Origin of the sequence: uncultured Sneathiella sp. (assembly GCF_963976355.1) — a bacterium.
Lineage (GTDB): Bacteria > Pseudomonadota > Alphaproteobacteria > Sneathiellales > Sneathiellaceae > Sneathiella.
This window is the reverse complement of sequence record NZ_CAXBKA010000001.1, coordinates 731585-752995: the sequence shown is the minus strand read 5'-3', so window position 1 is coordinate 752995 and position 21411 is coordinate 731585. Positions and strand designations below refer to the sequence as shown.

At 51.3% G+C, this 21411-nt stretch carries 23 protein-coding genes and 1 pseudogene; 17 read left to right on the top strand and 7 right to left on the bottom strand.

The annotated features are described in order from the left end of the window. Nucleotides 1–53 precede the first annotated feature (53 nt). Entirely contained in the window at nucleotides 54–1277 is a 1224-nt protein-coding gene (locus AAC599_RS03665; RefSeq protein ID WP_340149043.1) for an FAD-dependent oxidoreductase, read from the top strand. A gap of 42 nt (nucleotides 1278–1319) precedes the next feature. Here the strand turns inward: AAC599_RS03665 and AAC599_RS03660 are convergent, their stop codons facing one another. After that, nucleotides 1320–2291, bottom strand: coding sequence for a LysR family transcriptional regulator (locus AAC599_RS03660; protein WP_340149042.1), 972 nt, complete (start codon nucleotides 2289–2291; stop codon nucleotides 1320–1322). Between the two features lie 237 nt (nucleotides 2292–2528). Here AAC599_RS03660 and AAC599_RS03655 point away from each other — a divergent pair, with 237 nt between their 5' ends. From AAC599_RS03655 to AAC599_RS03615, 9 genes are all read left to right on the top strand, one after another. Further along, nucleotides 2529–3314: an ABC transporter ATP-binding protein gene (locus AAC599_RS03655; protein WP_340149041.1), complete on the top strand. Its 786-nt coding sequence runs from the start codon at nucleotides 2529–2531 to the stop codon at nucleotides 3312–3314. 3 nt (nucleotides 3315–3317) lie between these two features. After that, nucleotides 3318–4079 (top strand): ABC transporter permease, encoded by a 762-nt coding sequence (locus tag AAC599_RS03650; protein ID WP_340149040.1) that lies wholly within the window; start codon nucleotides 3318–3320, stop codon nucleotides 4077–4079. Between the two features lie 90 nt (nucleotides 4080–4169). Continuing rightward, nucleotides 4170–5363 carry an aromatic ring-hydroxylating dioxygenase subunit alpha gene (locus AAC599_RS03645; RefSeq protein ID WP_340149039.1) on the top strand — a complete coding sequence of 398 codons (1194 nt, stop codon included), beginning with the start codon at nucleotides 4170–4172 and terminating at the stop codon, nucleotides 5361–5363. 14 nt (nucleotides 5364–5377) lie between these two features. Continuing rightward, nucleotides 5378–5830: an aromatic-ring-hydroxylating dioxygenase subunit beta gene (locus tag AAC599_RS03640; protein ID WP_340149038.1), complete on the top strand. Its 453-nt coding sequence runs from the start codon at nucleotides 5378–5380 to the stop codon at nucleotides 5828–5830. Between the two features lie 53 nt (nucleotides 5831–5883). Continuing rightward, entirely contained in the window at nucleotides 5884–7041 is a 1158-nt protein-coding gene (locus AAC599_RS03635; protein WP_340149037.1) for an ABC transporter substrate-binding protein, read from the top strand. A gap of 1 nt (nucleotide 7042) precedes the next feature. Then, complete coding sequence (locus tag AAC599_RS03630) at nucleotides 7043–8068, top strand: pseudouridine-5'-phosphate glycosidase (RefSeq protein ID WP_340149036.1); 1026 nt, start codon at nucleotides 7043–7045, stop codon at nucleotides 8066–8068. A gap of 34 nt (nucleotides 8069–8102) precedes the next feature. Continuing rightward, nucleotides 8103–9053, top strand: a complete 951-nt coding sequence (locus tag AAC599_RS03625; RefSeq protein WP_340149035.1) for a 3-carboxyethylcatechol 2,3-dioxygenase — start codon at nucleotides 8103–8105, stop codon at nucleotides 9051–9053. Between the two features lie 2 nt (nucleotides 9054–9055). Further along, nucleotides 9056–9913 (top strand): alpha/beta hydrolase, encoded by an 858-nt coding sequence (locus AAC599_RS03620; protein ID WP_340149034.1) that lies wholly within the window; start codon nucleotides 9056–9058, stop codon nucleotides 9911–9913. Nucleotides 9914–10037: 124 nt separating this feature from the next. Beyond that, nucleotides 10038–11084 carry a putative sulfate exporter family transporter gene (locus AAC599_RS03615; protein ID WP_340149033.1) on the top strand — a complete coding sequence of 349 codons (1047 nt, stop codon included), beginning with the start codon at nucleotides 10038–10040 and terminating at the stop codon, nucleotides 11082–11084. Nucleotides 11085–11233: 149 nt separating this feature from the next. On the opposite strand, the gene AAC599_RS03610 is transcribed toward AAC599_RS03615, so the two are convergent. Further along, complete coding sequence (locus tag AAC599_RS03610) at nucleotides 11234–11938, bottom strand: FCD domain-containing protein (RefSeq protein ID WP_340149032.1); 705 nt, start codon at nucleotides 11936–11938, stop codon at nucleotides 11234–11236. 260 nt (nucleotides 11939–12198) lie between these two features. On the opposite strand from AAC599_RS03610, the gene AAC599_RS03605 reads away from it, so the two are divergent. The 3 genes and pseudogenes from AAC599_RS03605 to AAC599_RS03595 all read left to right on the top strand — a co-directional run bounded on the left by AAC599_RS03605 (nucleotide 12199) and on the right by AAC599_RS03595 (nucleotide 14481). Next, a complete protein-coding gene (locus AAC599_RS03605; RefSeq protein ID WP_340149031.1) occupies nucleotides 12199–12909 on the top strand; it encodes a 2-oxopent-4-enoate hydratase in 711 nt (236 codons plus the stop codon). A 6-nt stretch (nucleotides 12910–12915) separates the two neighbouring features. Beyond that, nucleotides 12916–13680 (top strand): aldolase/citrate lyase family protein, encoded by a 765-nt coding sequence (locus AAC599_RS03600; RefSeq protein ID WP_340149030.1) that lies wholly within the window; start codon nucleotides 12916–12918, stop codon nucleotides 13678–13680. A 105-nt stretch (nucleotides 13681–13785) separates the two neighbouring features. Beyond that, nucleotides 13786–14481: pseudogene (locus tag AAC599_RS03595) on the top strand (IS6 family transposase). Nucleotides 14482–14517: 36 nt separating this feature from the next. On the opposite strand, the gene AAC599_RS03590 reads toward AAC599_RS03595, so the two are convergent. Then, entirely contained in the window at nucleotides 14518–15009 is a 492-nt protein-coding gene (locus AAC599_RS03590; RefSeq protein WP_340149029.1) for a hypothetical protein, read from the bottom strand. 446 nt (nucleotides 15010–15455) lie between these two features. On the opposite strand from AAC599_RS03590, the gene AAC599_RS03585 reads away from it, so the two are divergent. Both AAC599_RS03585 and AAC599_RS03580 read left to right on the top strand, forming a co-directional pair. Continuing rightward, entirely contained in the window at nucleotides 15456–15839 is a 384-nt protein-coding gene (locus AAC599_RS03585) for a hypothetical protein (protein WP_340149028.1), read from the top strand. Then, on the top strand, nucleotides 15836–17260 hold the full coding sequence (locus tag AAC599_RS03580; RefSeq protein WP_340149027.1) for a relaxase/mobilization nuclease domain-containing protein: 1425 nt from the start codon (nucleotides 15836–15838) through the stop codon (nucleotides 17258–17260). Before AAC599_RS03585 ends, AAC599_RS03580 begins: the two co-directional genes overlap by 4 nt. Nucleotides 17261–17368: 108 nt before the next feature. Here AAC599_RS03580 and AAC599_RS03575 read toward each other — a convergent pair whose 3' ends face one another. Then, entirely contained in the window at nucleotides 17369–18328 is a 960-nt protein-coding gene (locus tag AAC599_RS03575; RefSeq protein ID WP_340149026.1) for an alpha/beta hydrolase, read from the bottom strand. Between the two features lie 179 nt (nucleotides 18329–18507). Beyond that, nucleotides 18508–18912 carry a cupin domain-containing protein gene (locus AAC599_RS03570; RefSeq protein ID WP_340149025.1) on the bottom strand — a complete coding sequence of 135 codons (405 nt, stop codon included), beginning with the start codon at nucleotides 18910–18912 and terminating at the stop codon, nucleotides 18508–18510. 404 nt (nucleotides 18913–19316) lie between these two features. Here AAC599_RS03570 and AAC599_RS03565 point away from each other — a divergent pair, with 404 nt between their 5' ends. Continuing rightward, the gene (locus AAC599_RS03565) at nucleotides 19317–20252 is read left to right on the top strand and encodes an AraC family transcriptional regulator (protein ID WP_340149024.1); all 936 of its coding nucleotides are present in this window, start codon (nucleotides 19317–19319) and stop codon (nucleotides 20250–20252) included. A 55-nt stretch (nucleotides 20253–20307) separates the two neighbouring features. On the opposite strand, the gene AAC599_RS03560 is transcribed toward AAC599_RS03565, so the two are convergent. Together AAC599_RS03560 and AAC599_RS03555 are read right to left on the bottom strand one after the other, a co-directional pair. Continuing rightward, entirely contained in the window at nucleotides 20308–20598 is a 291-nt protein-coding gene (locus tag AAC599_RS03560; protein ID WP_340149023.1) for a hypothetical protein, read from the bottom strand. Further along, nucleotides 20595–20843, bottom strand: coding sequence for a hypothetical protein (locus tag AAC599_RS03555; protein ID WP_340149022.1), 249 nt, complete (start codon nucleotides 20841–20843; stop codon nucleotides 20595–20597). Before AAC599_RS03555 ends, AAC599_RS03560 begins: the two co-directional genes overlap by 4 nt. Nucleotides 20844–21208: 365 nt before the next feature. Between AAC599_RS03555 and AAC599_RS03550 the strand changes: the two genes are divergently transcribed. Beyond that, a complete protein-coding gene (locus AAC599_RS03550) occupies nucleotides 21209–21388 on the top strand; it encodes a hypothetical protein (protein ID WP_340149021.1) in 180 nt (59 codons plus the stop codon). The last annotated feature ends 23 nt before the right edge of the window (nucleotides 21389–21411 follow it).

Below are 21411 nucleotides of genomic sequence, written 5' to 3'. Positions count from 1 at the left end.
ATGGCAAACCTCCACAACTTTCCCCCAATCCTCCAATCAAAGAAGCTTAGAAGATGTCGCAGCAAGAGCGCGTAGTAATAGTCGGAGCCGGCCAAGCCGGGGGCTGGGTTGCGAAAGCCTTAAGAGACAATGGGTATCCAGGTCCTATCTCGCTTGTTGGGAATGAATCGCACCCACCTTATGAGAGACCGCCGCTTTCGAAAGATGTTCTCTTTGGAGAAGCCGAAGCGAATTCGACATATATATGGGATCAGAAGCACTTTGATGAGCTAGAGGTCGATCTTCGATTAGGTGCCGAGGTAATTGACGTTTGGCGCGAAAAGCAGGTTGTTTATTTGGAGTCAGGGGAAGCGCTTCAATACGGAAAACTTGTACTGACAACGGGAGGAACTCCTCGGAGGTTGAATGTTCCCGGATCGGATCTTGAGAATGTGGATGTGCTGCGCGACATCAGTGACGCATCTAAGATCAGGATGAGCCTCGAAAACGGAGGGCCAATAGTTGTAGTAGGTGGCGGTTGGATCGGTCTCGAAGTAGCTGCATCGGCAACGAAGTTGGGAGTTGCTGTAACGGTGGTTGAGGCTAGCGACCGGTTGTGTTCAAGGGCCGCACCGACCGCTCTTTCTGAGTTCTTGTTGGAACTACACGCGGAAAACGGCGTCAGTGTATTGCTTTCATCCAAAGCCGCCGGCTTGATCGGTGTTGAGAAGGTTTCTGGATTGCGACTTTCAAACGGCGTGACGCTTGAAGCGAATGCTGTTGTCGTTGGGATAGGAATCGAACCCAACACGAAGATTGCAAAGATGTCGGGCTTGCACGTCGATGATGGAATAATCGTAAACGAACTTGGATGTAGTTCGGACAAAAACATCTTTGCGGCCGGGGATGTAGCCAGACACCCTAACAGCTATTTTGGTGGCAATATCAGGCTTGAGTCGTGGGAGAATGCTCAAAATCAGGCAATCTCCGTCGCGCAAACGATTTGTGGAATCTCTACCCCGTATAATTGTGTGCCTTGGTTCTGGTCAGACCAATTCGACAAGAATATTCAGGTCATTGGATTTCCGGATGATCGCCTCGAGCAAGTCGATCGTGGGCCAATCGGGGCTTCAGGTTCGGTTCGGTTTTTCCTGGATGACGGAATCGTAAAGGGAGCATTCGCTATTGATGCAGCCCGGGACATTAAGATTACAAAGCGGCTGATCCAAAACTCGATTCCAGTGCATTCAGAACGTTTGTCTGATCCAGGAGTGAAGCTTCAAAAGCTTCTCGCGTGAGCGGCATCGCTAGACAATTCTGCGCTGGCGGTGAAGGCTCATTCAAACATCGCGATAGTTTTTCATGTTGTAGGTGCCATTGACTTCGCTTGCGGCGTTCTCCAAAGCCTCTATGAAGCACGAAAGCGGTCGGGTCGCCTCAACGCCTCTGCGCTTAAAGACCCCGACTGGCGCTTCCGTCGTGCCAAACTCGAGATTGAGCAGCCCGATGGAACCAAGAGACGCAAGGTGCTCGGCCGCAGTTAACGGCATGAGGGCCAAGGCATCTGTTTGCCGTAGGAGCGAGGCATTGAGAAAAAGCGACTCCGATTCCAGTATCACCTGAGGCTTCGCTTTCCCCGAAACGGTAAATCGGGCCTCTAACTGTTGGCGGAAGGGGTGTGCCGTGTGAGGCATAATCCAAGAATGGTCAGCCACATCATTAATTGAGACACTCGGATTATCCAACAACCGGTTTTGCGGACCGCAAACGACCCTTACCGGCTCAAAGTAAAGTGTCTGCCAGGTCAATGTATCGGGGATTGTTTCTGTCATTCTCCCGATTACGCAATCGATCTCTCCTCTGGAGAGGGCTGGTAACAGCGAGTCGTTGCTGCCTTCTTGAACTGTCACAAGGATGTCCTGATAGCGGCTACGTACTTCAATGAGTGCCAATGGCAACAGAACAGGTGTCGCCACCGCAAAAGCGCCAACGGATACGATCCCGCCAGGATGGTTCGCCAGTAGTGAGAGTTCTTCCTTGGCGGCAGTCAAGTCATGCAAGATGATCGTAGCGCGCATGATCAATGCCCTGCCTGCGTCTGTCGGAACTACGCCGCGTCGCGACCGATCGAATAGCTTCGTGTCGAATGCGTCCTCGATCTCCTGAAGGAGCCGTGTGGCCGCAGGTTGGGTCATGTTCAGAATCTCAGCGGCCCTAAGAATTCGGCGAGAATCGCCGAGCGCGGCGAGTAACATGAAGTGTTTTACTCGGAGCCTCATCCCTAAGCTGAGAATAGGGTCAATCCTCTCCATATGTGCATCCCCACGTGTTATGTTGTTACGGCATAACAATATCACTATTTATGATTATACCTAATATAAAGTCCTAACTATAATGGTCGAAATATAACAAATCGTAGGGATGGCGAATAACATGAGGATGAATTTTCCCGTGAGGTTGACGGTTAATCCTCACCCCGCCGAGTGCGCTCGAAACCCGGAGACTAGGGACGGTGGGCTTCGTGCATTTTCCTGTATGGAGATTGTGCGGTGACCGAACCACAGAAAAATAGAGATAAGGGCATTTGGATCGAAGATGTCAGCTTGACATTTCCAGGAGGTGGGAAGCGTCCATCGGTTCAAGTCCTTGATGAAGTAAATTTGCACATAAAGGAAGGAGAGTTTGTATCTCTTATCGGGCCGAGTGGTTGCGGCAAAAGCACGCTTCTTTCTTTGCTTGCTGGCTACAATGAGCCAACCGACGGGCTGCTAAAGGTAAACTCCCATGATGTGTCTGGGCCGGGCCCCGATCGAGTAATGGTGTTTCAAAGCCCGACGCTTTTTCCCTGGTACTCGGTTCGCGAAAATATCGCTTACGGAATGAATCTTGAGTCCAACAGGGGCCGTTTTCCGGACGTGGACCTGCGAGTTTCGCAGCTGATTAATCTCGTTGGGTTGACCGGTTTCGACAAACACTATCCGTTCGAGCTTTCGGGAGGTATGCGACAACGCGTTGAAATCGCAAGAGCATTGGCGGTTGATCCCGATATTCTTCTCATGGACGAACCATTTGGAGCTTTGGATGCTCTAACCCGTATCGCTCTTCAGAGGGAGACGCTGAAGATTTGGGAAGAGACGCAGAAGACAATTCTGTTTGTAACCCACGACATGATCGAAGCCGTCATATTGTCTGATCGTGTCGTGGTTTTCTCAAACAGACCTGCAAGTGTGCAAGAAATCATCGACATCGATCTTCCAAGGCCGAGGCATCGCGACAGCAAAGAAGTGATCGAGATAGCGCGGAAAATCGCAACCCTACTTGATGTGAAGTTGTAAAAAATGAACAGCAAGATCAGAAAAATCAGCTCTCCCATTATAGTCCTGCTTCTGTGGGAGTTCGCGAGCCGATCCGCATTTCTATTGGATCCACTTCTAGTTCCGCCACCGACAGAGGTCTTTGCAGAGCTTTATCGGTTGATCGTGTCAGCTCAATTGTTTGAGGCACTTTGGTCGAGCATGCGGCGAGTGTTTCTCGGTTTTGGCATCGCGATTGTCATTTCAGTGACCCTGGGCGTGCTAATGGCACGGATACGGATTATTGAAGACTTTGTTGATCCTCTAGTCGAGCTCGTGCGGCCGGTCTCACCATTGGCCATCTTCCCGTTAGCAATTCTGTGGTTCGGGATCGGCGATGCGTCGAAAGTATTCCTGATCGCACTATCGTGCTCCTTCCCAATCATTCTGAACACCTATGCTGGTGTAAAGGGTGGGGACGCAGCCCTAATCAGGGCCGGGCACTCACTTGGGTCCAACAAGTGGGAGGTCATCCGTTATATCGTCTTGCCTAGCAGTCTTCCGGACATATTGACCGGTATACGCGTTGCTTGGGGAATCGCTCTGATCGTGATTATTGCGAGCGAGATGGTCGGTGCGACGACAGGCATGGGCTACATGGTCCTAGAGGCACAGCAGACGTTCAACGTAGAACGCGTCTTCGCAGGCATCATTGTGATTGGGGTGCTTGGGTTCTTAACGGATCGCGCCCTGCGTTGGTTCCGCAGGATGCTGGTTCCGTGGCACCAGGAGTACCGGGAGCAATAGGTCTCCGCGTCTTAAACATCGTTTGAAGGCTTCCGTCTCAAATAGGACCTCGGAAAGCCACCGAGTAATCTAACTAAAGAGGGTAAAGAGATGTCTAGAAACACCGATGAGTATCACAAAAAGCCCCCGGTTCCAGATACGCACTATATCGACAACAGGATTTACTGGGATCAAGACATCTTCGATGAAGAGCAGGAAAAGATCTTCAGTAAGATCTGGAAGTTCGTTTGTCACGAAAGTGAACTGCCAGAGCCATACGACTTTCGAACAACGACGCTTGCCGGTACGCCGCTGATCATATGCCGCGGAACGGACGGCGAGATCCGGACCTTTATTAATGCCTGTTCGCATCGTGGTTTGGAAATTGTACGGCGGCCGCGCGGAAATGCTAAGTCCCTGGAGTGCATCTTCCACCGCTGGACGTACGATCCTACGACGGGTGAATGTACCGGTATTCCCCGACGAGAGGCTTTCGAGAAGACCGGGCTGCAGATGAAGGATTGTGGTCTGCAGGAGTTCAAGACCGGTGTCTATCTGGGGCTTGTATTCGTAACCCTAAATGATGATGCCGAATCTTTGGAAGAGTTTATCGGCGACGCCTTGGAGATGCACCGTGAGACCCTTGGTACAAAACCAATGGAGGTGTTCGATTTCTACGAACAGGTGTTGCCAACAAACTGGAAGAGCTGGCAGGAAACGAACATGGATCTCTATCACGAGTTCATGCATCTCGCGAATAGGAAGACCGGCCTCACTCAAAATGACTACTACGAACGCAAGTGGCACGTGTATCGCAATGGCCACGCAGGAGTCGATCGTTACAAAGCACGGTACGACAAATACAAGGGTTGGACTGCTCGTGACGAAAGCGTGTCACTACCGGGCATTAGTCCGAACGAATTTCAGATCGTTAATCTCTACCCGGACCTCGCGATTAACGCGCGAGGTACCGTCATCCGAATTGACTCGCAGATACCTCTTGCCCCCGACAAGACCCTTGTTCAGTACCGAGGCCTTGCGGTTAAGGGCGACACACCTGCGGAGCGCGCGCAACGGGTCAATGACTACACGGTCATTTGGGGGCCATTCGGTACAAACCTTGCCGAAGATACTCTTGCTGTAAGCCTGCAGGCACGCGCAGTCCATGGCGGACAAGTTCCGTACACGTACTGGAATCGTGAGGAAGACGGACTCACCCACGATGATATCGGGCTTAGAAGTTATTACCGCGAATGGGAACGGCTGATGGGACGTCCGGCGAGCGCTCCCCTGAACCGTGGTTAAAAAGGATCGAGCGCATGAGAAAACACGCGATTGAAGAACTACTCTACAAGTCGGCTCGTCTGATTGACGATGAAAACTTTGACGACTTTCTCGAGCTTTGCGAGCCTGAATTCACCTACACGATTTCGACGTTCAGCGATGAGCTCGGAACAGAGATGGTCTGGTGGCACAAAGACAAGGAAGGCATGGCACATGCCGTCAGCAATGCCGATAATCATGAGAGATACACCGGGACGCTTCGACGCCATGTAAGCATGGTACGCGTCTTAGGCTCTGACGATGATCGTCACGATGTTGAAAGTGCTGTGGCTGTTTACCACACCGAGGTTAACGGTGTTACGAGTCTTTATGCGGTCGGCTTATACAACGACAAGATTAGTGTGCAGGGAGAAACGGCACGGTTTCTAAAACGAGAAGCCGTCCTGGATACACGCCGCCTAACGCACGGCCCGCATATCCCAGTCTAGTCCAATAAGATTGAAGGGTGTTGGTCGTCAACACCAAAGAAGGGAGGCGTACAATGTCAATTAGAAGTAAAGCAAACACGAATGGAAGTACCCGGCGGAGTTTTATTAAAAATGCTGCAGGAACAGTAGCAGGAGCTGCAGTTTTTTCCGGGGCTGCGCCTGGCATACTCCGCGGAACCGCTCATGCATCGGATGAAGTGCAGATCGGATATCTGCCGGTCAATGTGATGCTTCCTGTGTATGAAGAAAGGATCGGATTTTGGCGCGATGCAGGAGTGAATGCGTCGCTGTTCCGGGCCGCCGGCGGCCCCGCAATTCTTCAAGCGTTGGCAACGGGATCTGTTCCGGTTGGTGACATTGGCGTTGGGCCTGCAATCATTGCCGCCATTCGCGGACTTCCATTTTACTATGTGACACTTGCGAGCGTGATGTCGCCAGACCATCCGCTCGATCGGATTATGGTGCTGGAAGACTCCCCTATTCAGGAGTTTGCCGATCTCAGAGGAAAAACCCTTGCGATCAACCAGCGTGGAACGATGCCCGACGCAGCTCTTGGCGCAGCCGAGCAGAAGTTTGGTCTCGCCAAGTCCGATATCGATCTCGTACCTATTCCTTATCCCAACATGGCGCAGGTGCTGACGCAGGGGCAGGTAGACGCAATTTATCCGTTCCCGCCGGCGGATGCTGTGGCTGAAGTCCGATTTGGCGCTCGTACAGTAGCGAATACAACGGATTTCGCCCCATACATTGGTTTCACGACACTCGCGGTCCACCGAGATTTCGCGGATGAAAATCCGGAAATGGTTCAAAAACTGGTTAAAGGAGCAATCAACGGTCATCGCTGGAACAACGATAACCTGGCAGAAGCACGTTCGGCGTCCAACTCCTTCCTCAGCATTCCAGAGGATGTTGGCCCAAGTGTTCGAACCGCATACTGGACACGGAACGGTTTACCGGTCATGGCCAACGTTTGGCATCTGTATGAACTCCAGGTTGCCGGAGGAATCATTGAACCTGTCGACGGAATTGAAGACGTCATCAACGACTACTTCGTTGAGCCAACTCAGCGGTTCACGCTCCCGGCCCTGGAGGATGTCGGATTCCAGGCAGATCCGACGATCAAGGAAATGCTTCAGGGCGAATACCCTCTGCTTCCGAAACCAGTAGAGGAGTACCACACCGATTGGGATCGTCAGATTCTGTCGATGTGATATGCGCACCGATACGCGTGGGGGATTGATTCTATCTGATCTCCTGCGCGTTCGGTGTACTAAGCAACATCATCCAAGCGTCAAACGGACAATGAAACTGCCAGCTAGAAGAACTGAAAGAATTCGGATATCACCCGACGTTGATGCTGCGATCAGGAAAAGCGCGCCTGTGGTTGCGTTCGAATGGCCTAAAGAAGAGGCCTCAACTAGGAAGATTCACATCGCTCGTGAGTTGGAAGCTGCGATCGTCGAGGGTGGCGCAATTCCTGCACCAATTGTCGTCGTGGATGAACAGGTTCGGATTGGACTATCCTCTGCGCAGATTGACGAGCTCATACGCTCTGGTCGTCCTAAGAAATTTCAGGCCACGGATCTTCACACACTTTCAAGTTTCGACGGATTTGCTGCACCGACTGCGGGAGCTACACACATGTTAGCAAGCAAGGTTGGAATTGGCACCGTTGCAGTCGGTGCGATTGGTGGCGTGCATCGATTACCCAAGGAACTGCTCGATGTTTCTTCCGACATCTTCTTGTTTAGTCGGTATTCCGGGTGTGTGGTCTGCAGTGGTGTAAAACCGTTTCTTGATATCCCAAACACCTTGGAAATGCTGGAGGCGCTGTGCGTCAGTTTGGTGGGATGGCAGACCAACTATCTTCCAACCTACTGGAGTTCGCCAGGTAGCATTCGACTTCGGAGCCGTTCTGACAATCTTGCGGAACTTGCAAGATGCGCAAGCACACAAGATCTGCTTGGGTCAGGATCGGCGCTTTTAGTGGCAAATCCTGTCCCGAAAGGTGCCGAAATCGCGAACTCGATACTCGCGCCACTCATCGAAGAAGTAGAGCGAGAGGTATCCGAGTCGCAAGCACTTGGTCGGGATCTCACGCCAAGGATTGTTGCACGGCTTGAAGACTCACTGGGCGGTGTTCTTAGAAAAGCGAGCCGAGCCTTGTTACTCAGCAACGCGACCTTGGCTGCTCAACTTGCTGTTGCGCGATGCCTGCCTTCTGGATCAACCGCCTAGCCCAATAATTCCTACTCAGGGAGTACCATTCATAATGAGACTAATCTGCATGTCACACAGTCCGTTGATGAGAAAGCTAGAGCCCAGAGATCACTTGGGCCATGAGTTCTTCCAGACCACTGACACCCTGAAACAACAGCTTCATTCAAATCCGCCGGACGTGATCATTGTCTTTGGACCCGATCATTTCAATGGGTTTAGGTGGAATATGATGCCGCCGTTCTGCATTGGAACAGCGGCGACTTCTATGTCTGATTGGGACATCCACGTCGAGAAGCTGGATGTGCCCGAAGACCTGGCCCTGAACCTGATCAAGGATCTTCGAGGGCGAGATTTTGACGTCGCAATGTCGCGAGAAATGCAAGTCGACCACGGCATCACAATTCCGCTGGAATTATTAATGGATGGTTTTGCTTCTATCCCTGTGATTCCAGTGTTCATCAACTGCGTGGCCCCACCATTACCCTCAGCCAGACGCTGTCGCATGCTTGGGAAAGCCGTCGGCAAGTTCTTTGGAGAAAGAGATCTTGATGTTCTCTTTATTGGATCGGGAGGCATCTCGCATGATCCGCCTCATCCAGCGTTCAATGATCTGCCGGATTCAGTTAAAGACATAATGCTTGGACGCGCACCATGGGGGCGGGATCAAGAACGCGCCCGCCAACAGCGGATCATCTCTGCGGCCAATGCATTGGCCGATGGAGAAGAACCGTGCCTTCCTCCCAATGTGGATTGGGATAAAGGTGTCTTGGCAATTCTGCAGCGACAAATGCTGACCTATGCCGACGCCCTTGACGACGATTGGATAACGGCAAATGGAGGAAGGGGTGGTCAAGAAATCAAGGCCTGGCTGGCCGCATTCGCTGCGCTAGAGGGCGCCGCGGGTACGTACTCCGCGGACCTTTTGTATCATGAGGTCGTTCCCGAATGGATGACTGGTATGGCGATCATGACAGCTTATCCCCAGCACCGAGCGGAGGGGTGAACATGTCTAAACTAACCCATACATCGTCATTTGCTCAAAGTGGGGATCTGAAAATCCATTGCAGACTCTTTGGTCAGCTCGGGAAGACACCGATCGTAATTGTACACGGGTTGTCTTACTTCTCATATGATTGGATTGAGGTCGCTGAAATGCTGTCTTCGGAGCGAGAAGTCGTAGCGATAGATATGCGAGGATTTGGCGAGTCTGATTGGAGTAAGGATGGAAGTTATTCAATTAAAGAGAATTCAGCGGACATTGTTAGTGTTCTAGATCATTTTAATTGGAGTGATGCGATTCTTTTGGGACACTCCCTGGGAGGAAGGTATACGACGTATTGTGCAGCGAAAAATCCAAATCGAGTGAGTGCTGCAATCTCGGTTGACTCTGCCCCAGCCCAAGCTCCGGAGGGTTCGGCCCGCGTTGCGGAAATTGTTGGGATGACCCCGCAGTGCTTCACTTCAATTGAAGAAGCGATGGAATATTATTCGATTGATCCGCATACGTCAGAAAGTCTAAGGGAACGCCCTCGCTTCGAAGCATACCTTAAGTCGGTGCCGGGTGGATTTGCAGTAAAGAGAGATCCGCTATTCCACGAGAAATTCAAGAAGATACATGAAACCGGAATTCGTCCTAAGCCGCCGGTTGATATGTGGGAGATCTACGCTGAGGTTCAGTGTCCCATGCTGATGCTTCGAGGGACCGAGTCAGATATGGTTTCTTCGAAAATTGCCTCAGACGTTCGAGAGAGGTTGCGAGGGATAAAGTTGGTTGAGATCCAAGCATCCCATCATATCGCGGGTGATAATCCGGTCGCATTGAAAAGTGCCGTAACGGAATTTCTAGCCGAGAACGAACTATAGCGACTCGTTCACGTGCTTCCTAGCCAATCGAAGTATTCCGACAGAACCCGCCGCACGTGGGGACAACTGTCTTGCATGCATTGGTGGTAATGATGGTCGTTGACAAACATCAAGGTTAACAGATATGGCCCGCAAGTACATTTCAGCCGTTCGGACCTCCGATATCAGCAACGCGTTTTTTGCATGGAAGGTGGGCATCAAGATCCGGCTGCCCGGTCTCTTCGCCGCCACGGTGGTTGCTGTAGCATCTCAATTTCTCGCCGATCACTATGGTGCACCGGTAATGCTGTTTGCCTTGTTACTCGGCATGGCGATGTACTTTCTGTACGAAGAGGGAGTATGCAGATCCGGTATCCAATTTACTTCGTCATGGGTGCTTAAGTTTGGTGTCGCTTTCTTGGGATTTGGAATTTCGTATGAAGAACTCGCCCTGATCGGTTGGCCGGTCATCTGTCTTGTGCTTGGTGCGGTGTTCATGACCATCCTGGCAGGACTGCTGTTTTCGCGGTTGTTTGGCTATGATCATCGGTTAGGAGTGTTGACGGCGGGGGCCGTTGCAATTTGCGGAGCTTCAGCGGCCTTAGCGATATCCTCTGTCTTACCCAAATCGAAAATGGCGGAGCGTGATACCGCGTTTACTGTTGTCCTAGTTACGACGCTCAGCACCGTGGCCATGATTGTCTATCCCATCCTCGCGTCTCTGTTTAACTTCGACGGCTTCTATGCGGGCGTGTTTTTCGGGGCGACCATCCATGATGTCGCGCAAGTAGTCGGTGCAGGATACAGCGTGTCCGAAGAGGCCGGTGACACATCGACGATCGTTAAGCTACTGCGTGTTTCCATGCTGATTCCCGTTGTTGTGCTCGTGCCGCTCTTGTTTTTCCCGGTATCAGGCGGCGGAGCGAGAAAGCTGCCATCGGTTCCACTGTTTGTAATTGGATTCGTGATTTCAGTGGCTTTGGGAAACACGCTATTCCACAACACTGATATCAACGAGGTTCTTCTCGACACAGCTCGTTGGTGCCTTGTGATTTCGATCGCCGCCATTGGAATGAAAACACCGCTTAAGGCTCTTCGAGGGATTGGCGCAAAAGCGATAGGGCTTGTGATCGTTGAAACTGTGTTCTTAGCCGTGCTCGTGTTGTGTGTTTTGTTTTCCGGACTGGTGTAAGCTACAAGATCAACCGAGTGTCTTCATCGAAGCGCTATACGAATTCGGCGCCTGTCCCAAATTACAAGAGATTGGAGAGCTAAGCTTCGGCAAGTCGGAGACCGAAGACGGCCTGCCGAATGCAGGAGGCCGACGATGTGCTCAAACCGCTAACTCTCGCAAGGAATGGTTCGTGAACTTGCGGCGTCGTTGGCCTCTTGTTCAGAGAGATGTTTTTCCACTGCATCAGTTGTTCGCCTAAGGTGAACTTCGATCAGGGCTGCCGCCGTATCGACATCCCGCGATAGGGAGGCATTCATAAGTGCTCGGTGTTCTTCGATAGACTTTCTTGATTTACGAGTTTGGATGCGTGACAGACGACGGTATCTTTCGTGGTGATCAAAGACGAGAGATCTCATGTCAGTAAGCCACTCCGAGTCACATGCACTAACCAAAGCGTCGTGAAACAGCCTATTCCTGTGCTCGAGTGCGGTGAAATAGTCACCTTCAGAAGACTTGGCACCTTCAGCAAGTTCTAGCCGATGGAAAGTCGTGATAACACGGTCTTCCCACTCTTCCTTACCTTTGGCAATTGAAGCCTTTAAAGCCTCTACTTCCAAGAGTCTACGAAGATCCCCAATATCCTTGGCGTCCTTGAGGGAAAGAGGAACGACGCGAAATCCTTTCTGTCCTTCTTGTTTGACTAGCTTATCACTCGCGAGCCGCGCTAAAGCTTCCCTTATCGGGGCTGCACTCAATCCATACCGTTGCTGAAGGATCTGACCGCGCAACCGCATCCCTGGTGCCATTGCGCCAGAAACTATTTCCTCGCGAATTAGGTTGTAAGCGTGTTCCGATAGAGTCTTGGCTTCCAATTTTGATCCTGCGTGTTTGTGGCAAACCTTTGAGTGCGGCTGCGATTATAGTCTTCGCGCCTGCCTCGAGTAAATTCGAAAAACGTGAAAATGATTGACACATTTATAATTTCGAAAATATAATAAAAAATCGAAAATAAGAGAAACGCTTTGCTTCGTTTCGAGATTTACGCAGGAGGATTTGGACAGTGCTTACGGACGAACAGAGAGCTAGTGCGGTCAAAATGCTTAGAGATGCGCAGGCTAGCAAAGTCCCGTGCGTGCAACTCTCGAAAACCTTTCCGGAGATCGAGATCGCTGACTCCTACGCAATTTCATCAATGCTTGCGGACGAGAGAATAGCGACAGGCGCGAAAGTAGTCGGGCACAAGATCGGCCTAACATCGAAAGCGATGCAAGCATCCAGCCAGATTGATGAACCAGACTACGGGTATTTGTTTGATGATATGATTTTGGCGGATGGTGCAGAGGTGAAATGGGAAGACTTCTGTATTCCACGAGTGGAACCTGAACTAACCTTCATTTTGAAGGCGCCGCTAAAGGGCCCCGGAGTGGGGCTGGTGGACGTCCTTAGGGCGACGGATTACGTTGTGCCGTCGATCGAGATCATTGACGCCCGCGTACAAAACCCGCGCTCAATCTTCGACACCGTTGCAGATAACGGCGCTGCCGCGAAAATTGTTCTGGGGGGGCGCCCGGTGAAACCCGACGAGTTCGACTTGCGATGGGTCGGAGCCGCGTTCTACCGCAACTCTGTAATTGAAGAAACAGGGCTCGCGTCTGGTGTCTTGGGGCATCCTGCGATGGCTGTCGCCTGGCTTGCCAACAAGTTGGCGCCTTTCGAGGTTACTTTGAAGCCTGATCACATGATGTTGTCAGGCTCATTCACACGACCGGTGTGGGCGGCGAAGGGCGATACCTTGCACGCTGATTTCGGTGAGCTTGGGAATGTGTCGGTTCAGTTCACGTAGGTTGGCATGATTAATACAACGAACAACTTTAAGATGTCACTGCATCGCGGGGACGTGCAAATTGGGCTCTGGTGCTCGTTGTGCAGCGAGATCGCTGCAGAAGCGTTGAGTCTTGTTGGGTTTGACTGGCTGTTGTTCGATTCGGAGCATAGCCCGGTTGAAGTTTCTGGGCTTGCACCGTTGCTGCGTGCGGCCAGTGGTACCAATACCAGTCTGGCGGTCCGACCCGCCTGGAACGATCAAACGCTGATTAAGCGTACGATTGATATTGGTGCGCAAAATCTTCTTCTGCCCTTTGTTCAGACTGCGGACGAGGCAAAGCAAGCCGTATCGAGCTGCCGGTACCCCCCCGAAGGTGTCAGGGGAGTCGCGGGTGCTACACGCGCGAGCAAGTACGGTTTTGACAAATCCTACTTCTCGACCGCAAACAACGATATTTGCATTTTGGTACAAATTGAAACCACGCAAGCAATTGAAGCTCTTCCGGCGATTGCGTCTGTTTCAGGGGTCGATGGCGTGTTTGTCGGCCCCTCGGATCTTGCCGCCTCGATGGGGTTCTTGGGCAACCCATCCGCACCTCCTGTCCAAAATGCTATTCAGGGCGCGGTCGGAGCCATTAAGAAAGCAGGGAAGGCTCCAGGAATTCTTGCGCCGTCAGTAGATGAGGCGAAGCGGTATCTAGACTGGGGATATCAGTTCGTAGCCTGTGGCGTTGATGTTCGGCTACTTACGAATGCGGCAAGCGCTCTCAACAGCACATTTAAAACTTAGACTGCAGCAAACTGTGCAAACTCCGCAGAAAATCGAAGTGGGACGATCCGATATTGTCACATTAATTTAGTGGCGAGAAAATTGACGATGTTCTAATCTCCACCGATGCAAAAGATCTCCTATTCCCGGCATCGCTTTCCCTCTGAGATTATTCAACATGCAGTTTGGCTTTATGCTCGATTTACATTGAGTTATCGGGACGTAGAAGATCTCCTCGCCGAACGAGGCCTGGATATCTCTTACGAAACTGTCCGACGATGGTTTCTGAAGTTTGGCGAGCCAATAGCCAAAAATCTGAGATCTTCCCGCCCTACTCCCAATGACATCTGGCATTTGGATGAAATGGTCATCGCTATCCGAGGAAAACAGTATTACTTATGACGCGCCGTTGACAGTGAAGGAGAGATTCTGGATTTCCTCGTACAATCAAAGCGAAATACAAACGCTGCCTTGAAGCTGATGCATAAATTATTGAAGAAGCGAGGGTTTGCGCCAACCCAAATCGTAACAGATAAACTGAAATCTTATCATAAGGCATTTCGGATATTAGGCATAACTGCGGAACATATTGATGACAAACGGTCTAACAATCGAGCTGAGAACTCGCACCTTCCCGTGAGACGACGAGAGCGAAAAATGCAGAGGTTCAAGTCACCAGGTTCAGCCCAAAGATTTCTCAATATCCATTCAGTGGCTTACAATAACTTTCATCTTCAACGTCACCTCATAAACCGATCTCATCTAAAGCCAAGCCGTGCTAAAGCATTTAGCATTTGGGCAACCGCAAGCGCAACTGCCTAAACATTTTTTATGAGGTTTCTCTGCGACTTTCGCAAGTTAATGTGACAACGCCTGTTTAGTTGATCTTGCTGCAGGGTTCTTGATCAGCTTGCCATTTCTGCAATAGGTCCAACCTCGTATTTTTGACCCTGGTCCTGATACCCAATAGACCAGACACCATACTTTGAAATCTTCAATATCCTGTTGCTTAAGGCTGTCTATATGACGCTGACCAAAAAAGGGCTTGATATAGGTTTCTACAAGGGGTTTGTAATCGTCCAACCGTTGTTGGGGGATGATACCAGTGCCAATGTCTGATTGTAGCTTGGCGACATATATATTGCAGAGCTGTGTAACCGTACGCTTTCTAACGACAAGGTTATGGTCGTATTTATATTTTAAGTCACGATACCATTCTTCAGCGGCCTCTAGAGCTTCCTGTTTGTCTTCTATTTTCAGGCTCTTTACATAGTAGCCAGTTCCTTCAAAATACCTGCCCCTTGCCTGCCAAGACTTTTTACAAGTATCTGAACGGGTATAAATATTCACCTTTCCTTTGCAAAGGGATGTTAAATTTTCTCTATGTTGGCTCCTTATTATATTTTATAAATTTTTAAATACACTAAATACGAGTATTTTTGGGCAAAATTGTATAGGATGATATACTCAATCGGAGCATCAAAAGGCAAATTTCATGCGAAAATAATTATCTTTCAAGTCATTGTTTTTAAACAAATATTTTTCATTTTGCAAAAAATTTTTGCTGGAAAATACATTGACTCGACAGAAATATGTGCAGCAAATGTGCAACAAGTATTTTAGGTTTAAATTCCCGCATAAATTGATAAATCATTGATATATAAGGGAAAAATGGTGCACCTAAGCGAGGAAAATTCGAACGCCTTGTTCGAACTTCTTATGCAATGGAATCAGGTACTTACAGCCCTCTTCAACCCTGCAAATGATCCCGATATGGGCATTTGCGGGGTGGCTACATGACAAAGAAAGCTCCTCCTTTTTCTCTCAGACTGACTTTTGAAGAACGCGCCCGCCTGGAAGAGCTTGCCGGAGATATGCCGCTGGGCTCTTACATCAAGAAGAAAGTATTTGATGGCAAAGGGCTCAAAGGTCGCCGGGCCCGTTCCCGACAACGCAGACCTATCAAGGATGAACAGAAGCTTGCTCATGTATTGGCTATTCTTGGCCAATCGAGACTTGCAAACAACCTTAACCAGCTCGCCAAATCTGCCCATATCGGGACTTTGCCGGTTTTACCGGAAACCGAACGGGATATCCGCCGCGCTTGCGCCGATGTGGCCCTGATGCGACGAGAGCTCTTACGCGCTCTTGGTCATCGAACCGATACGGAGCCGTCATGATCTTGAAAGGATCACAACGAGGCGGAGCGAAACAACTTGGAGCGCATCTTCTCAAGACAGAAGAAAACGAACATGTTGAGTTGCACGATATTCGCGGGTTTGTCTCCGATGATGTGATTGGGGCATTGCGAGAAGCGGAAGCTGTCGCCAAGGGCACGAAATGCAGACAATATCTGTTTTCTGTTTCTCTGAACCCGCCACAAACGGAAAATGTCCGTATTGAAACATTTGAACAAGCCATTCGCTCAATAGAAGAGCGGAACGGCCTTACCGGGCAACCTCGCGTCATTATCTTTCATGAGAAGGAAGGTCGCCGCCATGCGCATGCTGTGTGGAGCCGTATTGATGCGGAGACCATGACGGCAAAATCATTGTCGTTCTATAAAAACAAACTACAGGAAGTTTCCCGCCAATTGTATCTGGATAATGGCTGGAAGATGCCGCGCGGCCTTGTGAGTGCCAAAGAGCGTGATCCCCGGAACTTCTCACTTGCTGAATGGCAGCAAGCGAACCGCATTGGCCAACATGCTGGAGAACTCAAGGAACATATCCAGGAAGCCTGGGCTATATCAGACTCAAAGACAACATTCTCTCATGCTTTGGAAGAGCGGGGTCTGTATCTCGCCCGTGGCGACCGGCGCGGACACGTCGCCATGACGTTTGAGGGGGAAGTGATCTCGATTGCGCGGGCGACCGGAAGAAAATACAAGGATCTTCAGGCAAGGCTGGGTAAGCCGGAAACCCTACCGAGCACCGCAGAAACGCGCAAGCGTATTGCCCAAGATATTCTGCCGCGCATGAAGTCTCACCTTAAGGAGGCTCGTGATAAGGCGAAAGAAGAATTCCAGACATTGGAGGCGCGTCGCTTGGAGATGGTCAAAGCTCATGCTCAAGAGCGCGCCAAGCTCGATGCTGGACAAAAAGCGCGGTTTGAAACTGAAGCAAAGTTGCGCGCCGAACGCTTCCGCAAAGGCATGAAGGGGCTTTGGGACAGAATGACTGGCAAACGCGCCCAGCTTGAAAAGCAAAACCAGCTCGAAGCGATGTGGGCGTTCCGGCGTGATCAGGACCAACGCCAGATGACGATCAATGCGCAAATGCGCGAGCGCCGCGCCCTTCAGGCCGACATCAAAGCCGCCCGTTCAAAACACGCGCAAGCTCTTCGCGAACTGTATTTCGATGCGGCAAACTACCGCCTGATGAAGCGTGGTGAAGCACCCAAAGCCAAAAGCGCCTATGAGCGTTTGGATACCATGCGCCGTGAGAACCAGCGTCCGCAGGCCAGACCCCGCTTTGATCAATTGAAAGAAGTGAAGCCGCAGCCAAAAAAGCGGCCGCTTTCAGCTCAAGAGAGATTGCAGAAACTTCGCGATCAAAAGAGATCAGGACCGTCACACGACAGTCCTGATCTTGAGAGATGATTTATCGAATTTGAGAAAGCTACCTCGAGAGACTGGTGTTCAACTCACCTGCGGTTGAAGCCGCTGTTCGCAAGTCCGATGCGACGGGATGTGTTGTCGGTTCCGTCTTCAGTTCAGATTGCTTTCGAAAAAGGATTCGATCTTGTCGAACGGAATTTTGTCAAGCTGATCGTAGAGATCGGTGTGCGTAGCATCCGGAACAATCATCAATTCCTTCGGCTCGGCAGCCGCTTCATAGGCCGTTTCACTAAAATAGCGTGAGTGGGCTTTTTCTCCGTGAATGATCAGAACCGGACGTGGCGATATTTCCGCGATATAGGTCAGGATCGGCATGTTCATGAAGGACAGAGGGTTCGTTACAGACCAGGATGCGTTCGAGTTAATCGCGCGCGGATGGAAGCCACGTTCCTTTGATTTGTAGTAGGCTGCATATTCGACGACGAACTGGGGCTCACCTCCTTGGAGTTCGAGGGAAACCGGACCGTAGGCCGGGCTTCCATCTTCTGCATCCTGCCAGCGTTGCTGACCCAATTGCTCCAGCATCTGGGTACGCTGTTCGAGGGTCACACTATCATTGTAGCCCTTGGACATGACTCGCGTCATGTCATACATTGTACTCGCGACGACGGCCTTGACGCGCTTGTCGATCGCTGTGGCGTTCAGCGCCATGCCACCGAAACCACAAATGCCGATGATGCCAATACGTTCGCGGTTCACATATGAAAGCAGGCCAAGGTAATCCACAGCCGCGCTGAAGTCCTCGGTATTGATATCAGGCGAAGCGACATTGCGCGGTTCCCCTCCGCTTTCACCCGTATATGAGGGATCAAAGGCCAGCGTGACAAAGCCGCGTTCAGCCATAGTTTGAGCGTAGAGACCCGAAGATTGTTCCTTAACCGCGCCGAACGGGCCACTGATGGCAATGGCGGCAAGCGGCGCGCTGCGATCCTTGGGCAGGTAAAGGTCGGCTGCTAGCGTAATACCGTATCTGTTTGTGAAGGTGACCTTCTCATGATCAACCTTTGAGCTTTTGGGGAAGGTCTTGTCCCATTCCTGAGTGAGTTGCATGTCGTTTGTCCTTGTTGTGCTGTTTGCAGGGGTTGCTGAAGCGGACGAAATCCAGGCACCAAACGCCAGGCTTGCCAGAACAGCTCCCCTGAGCAGTTTTCTTTGAGGTTTATGTGTACTGATCATATCTGATCCTTTCATGTGTTTGGGGGTTGCCTGTCCGCCTTCACGCCTGACAGTTAGTCCGCATCCCCCAGATATTCTTCGTCGGTAACGTGCTCCATCCACTCGACATTCTTGCCGTCGAGCGCTTCCTGAATGGCGATATGCGTCATGGAGGAGTCTGGCGTTGCACCGTGCCAGTGCTTCTTGTCCTTCGGGCACAGCATGATGTCGCCCTCCTGGAACTCGACCTTTTCCTCGCCTTCGACCTGCGTCCAGCCAATGCCGTCTGTGACAATAAGTGTCTGACCGAGCGGGTGGGAGTGCCAGGCGGTGCGGGCACCCGGCTCAAACGTCACGATTGCGCCGGTCACGCGGGAAGGCTCTTCCCTTGAAAACATGCCGGTGATTGTGGCCTTGCCGGTGAACCAATCCGCCGGTCCTTCAACGGTTTCCTGATCTGCTTTCTTAATGACTTTCATGGCTGGGACTCCTTTCTCTTGAGCGTTGGCCACGCCGCCCATTGTTGATCCTGCGATCAATGACAGTGCCAACAGCATCGAAGCGCGCGTGAAATTGGTGTGCTTTCGGTCAGTCGATCTGCTCGGCATGACGCTCTCCTTTTGTTGTGTTTGGCTGGAGCTCAATCTGTGCGCCCCATCCCCCATTTCGCTGGGGTCAAAAGTTTCAATGCAGAGCCGCTTTGAGACGCTGCCTTACAATTTCAGAATATGTCAGGGTACGTTAAATGGGATAGATCAATCCTATTGGATTATTGCCTATTTCTATTCATGCAGGGAGATGCTTGTTGCTAAGACCTTATGGCCGCTCTATCCTTACCCCAAGCCTCAGGTACAAAAGAGCATGACTAAGGCACGGAAAAACAATGGATAAATATGGAAATAGTCAAATATCTACTGAAGATCCAGAGCGCATTAATTATCGGGGGCTAGCGGGAAGAATTGCCCGATGGACCTCTGATGAAAATCGAGTGGACACCAACATCGAAGGGCTTTCGCTACACTACTGGCCCGCACCAACAGAGCCAACGAGCTATATGCTTGCGCCCAGTATTTGCCTCATCGGACAGGGGCGAAAGCGATTGTATCTCGAAGACCAGTCCTTTGCTTTTGACGCATACAACTTTCTGATCACCTCTGTCGATCTTCCGGTTGTCTCGCAAATTGTGGAGGCAAGCGAGGACGAGCCGTATTTTGGGCTCACGCTTGAGCTAGATTTGAAAGCTATTGCTCGCATGATACTGAACCACGACATGCCTTCGACCAAAGCGCCCAAAAAGCGATTGGGGGTCGCGGTTTGCGCGCTTTCGCCGCAGCTCCTGGATGCCTTTTTGCGATTGCTCGATCTGCTGGAGTATCCGGAAGACATTCCGACGTTAGCCCCGCTCATTCAGCAAGAAATCTACCACCGCCTTCTCAAAGGCGAGCAAGGCCCCCGACTCCGGCAAATCGTGTCGAGTGAATCGCACAGCTATCAGATTGCCAGGGCTATTGATTGGCTGGCAGCGAACTTCGACAAGTCGTTTCGGGTCGAAGATTTAGCGGACAAGGCCGGTCTGAGCGCGTCGGCGTTCCACAACCACTTCCGCTCCATGACTGCCATGAGCCCGCTGCAATTTCAAAAGAAGATGCGCCTGAATGAAGCACGTCGCCTCATGTTCGCCGAGCATCTCGATGCAGCGAGTGCTGCGTTTGAGGTTGGCTACGAAAGTCCTTCGCAATTCAATCGTGAATACAGTCGTATGTTCGGAGCCCCGCCTATGCGGGACATCAAAAATATGATGGAAACGACGGCTTCCTAGCGCATGGCAAATGGGCTACCAACCGGCAGCCCTGTTTTTCGGTGATACGCACAGCCTACAACAACGAATACTGGCGTGCTGCTTCGGCACGGCGTTTCCATTCCGGCTTTTCCGCTTCATGGTCGAGCCACGCAATGACATAACTTTCCGCGCCGCCAAATTCATCGACGATGCCATGTGGCAGGAAGTGGGAACGGTAACCGGTTTCCGTGATCGGAATTTCTTCGCCTCCAGCGACACAAACTTCAATGTGATCGAAATCCGATTTCCAACGGCTTTCACGATAGCTGATGCTGATCGCAATACCGTGCCACTCTATCTGAGCGGTGATGAGAGGGGCGCTCATGAGCGCCCCTCGTCATTTGCTGGTGTGGAGGTATCTTCGAGCGGTTGCCGCAGGACGATGCGACCGCCGACTGGCAGGGCTTCAAGCTGAAGCGTGTAGCCCTTCTCGTCCTTGTGCATCCAGGCTACGCCGACCTTGTTCCAAAAGGCTTTCTCGCCTTTTTGGGTGACGTGCCACGCAAGATACTTGGGTGCGCGGAATTCGCGGGTGTGTTCCTGCGATTGGTTGGTGGTATTGCGGGCCATGATTAATCTCCTTTGTTCGGGTTGGCTTGCTAACGTCCCTCGAAAAGACCGGAGGCAAAGGAGTGCCGCGTCATTTCCAACACGGGTGAGCACCAAGCGAACTGGTGCGGGCAGGATATTGATGCGCGTCTCCGCGTCCGGTCAGGGGAACGGCGAATAGCTGCGAGCCACTCTGAGCAAAGTCGGCAATGGCGACGAAGGCCATTCATCGCAAAGCAATCCCTGATTTCCCTCCTCATCCATCCGGTTTGTCATTTGCGTCTTCCCGAACCATCAGCGCCTTCTTATGGCCGAGGATGATGGGTGCGAGGGCCGAAAGGCCCTGAACGGTTCGGGGCCTCCTGACAAACAACAGGAGGTGAGCCATGAAACTCATCACCCGCTTCGAAGCAGCTTCGCGCAGCACTGCCGAATTGCATGCTCTTTATCGTGAGGCTTTCAACTCCGCTGCATCCGCGCAATGCGGATCGCAAGAGCGCGACAATGCTCTGGCATCACTGCACAGTATCAAAGCTGAATTGGCGGTACGCTCACCCGGCCTGTAACACAATAACCGCTTTTCGGCATC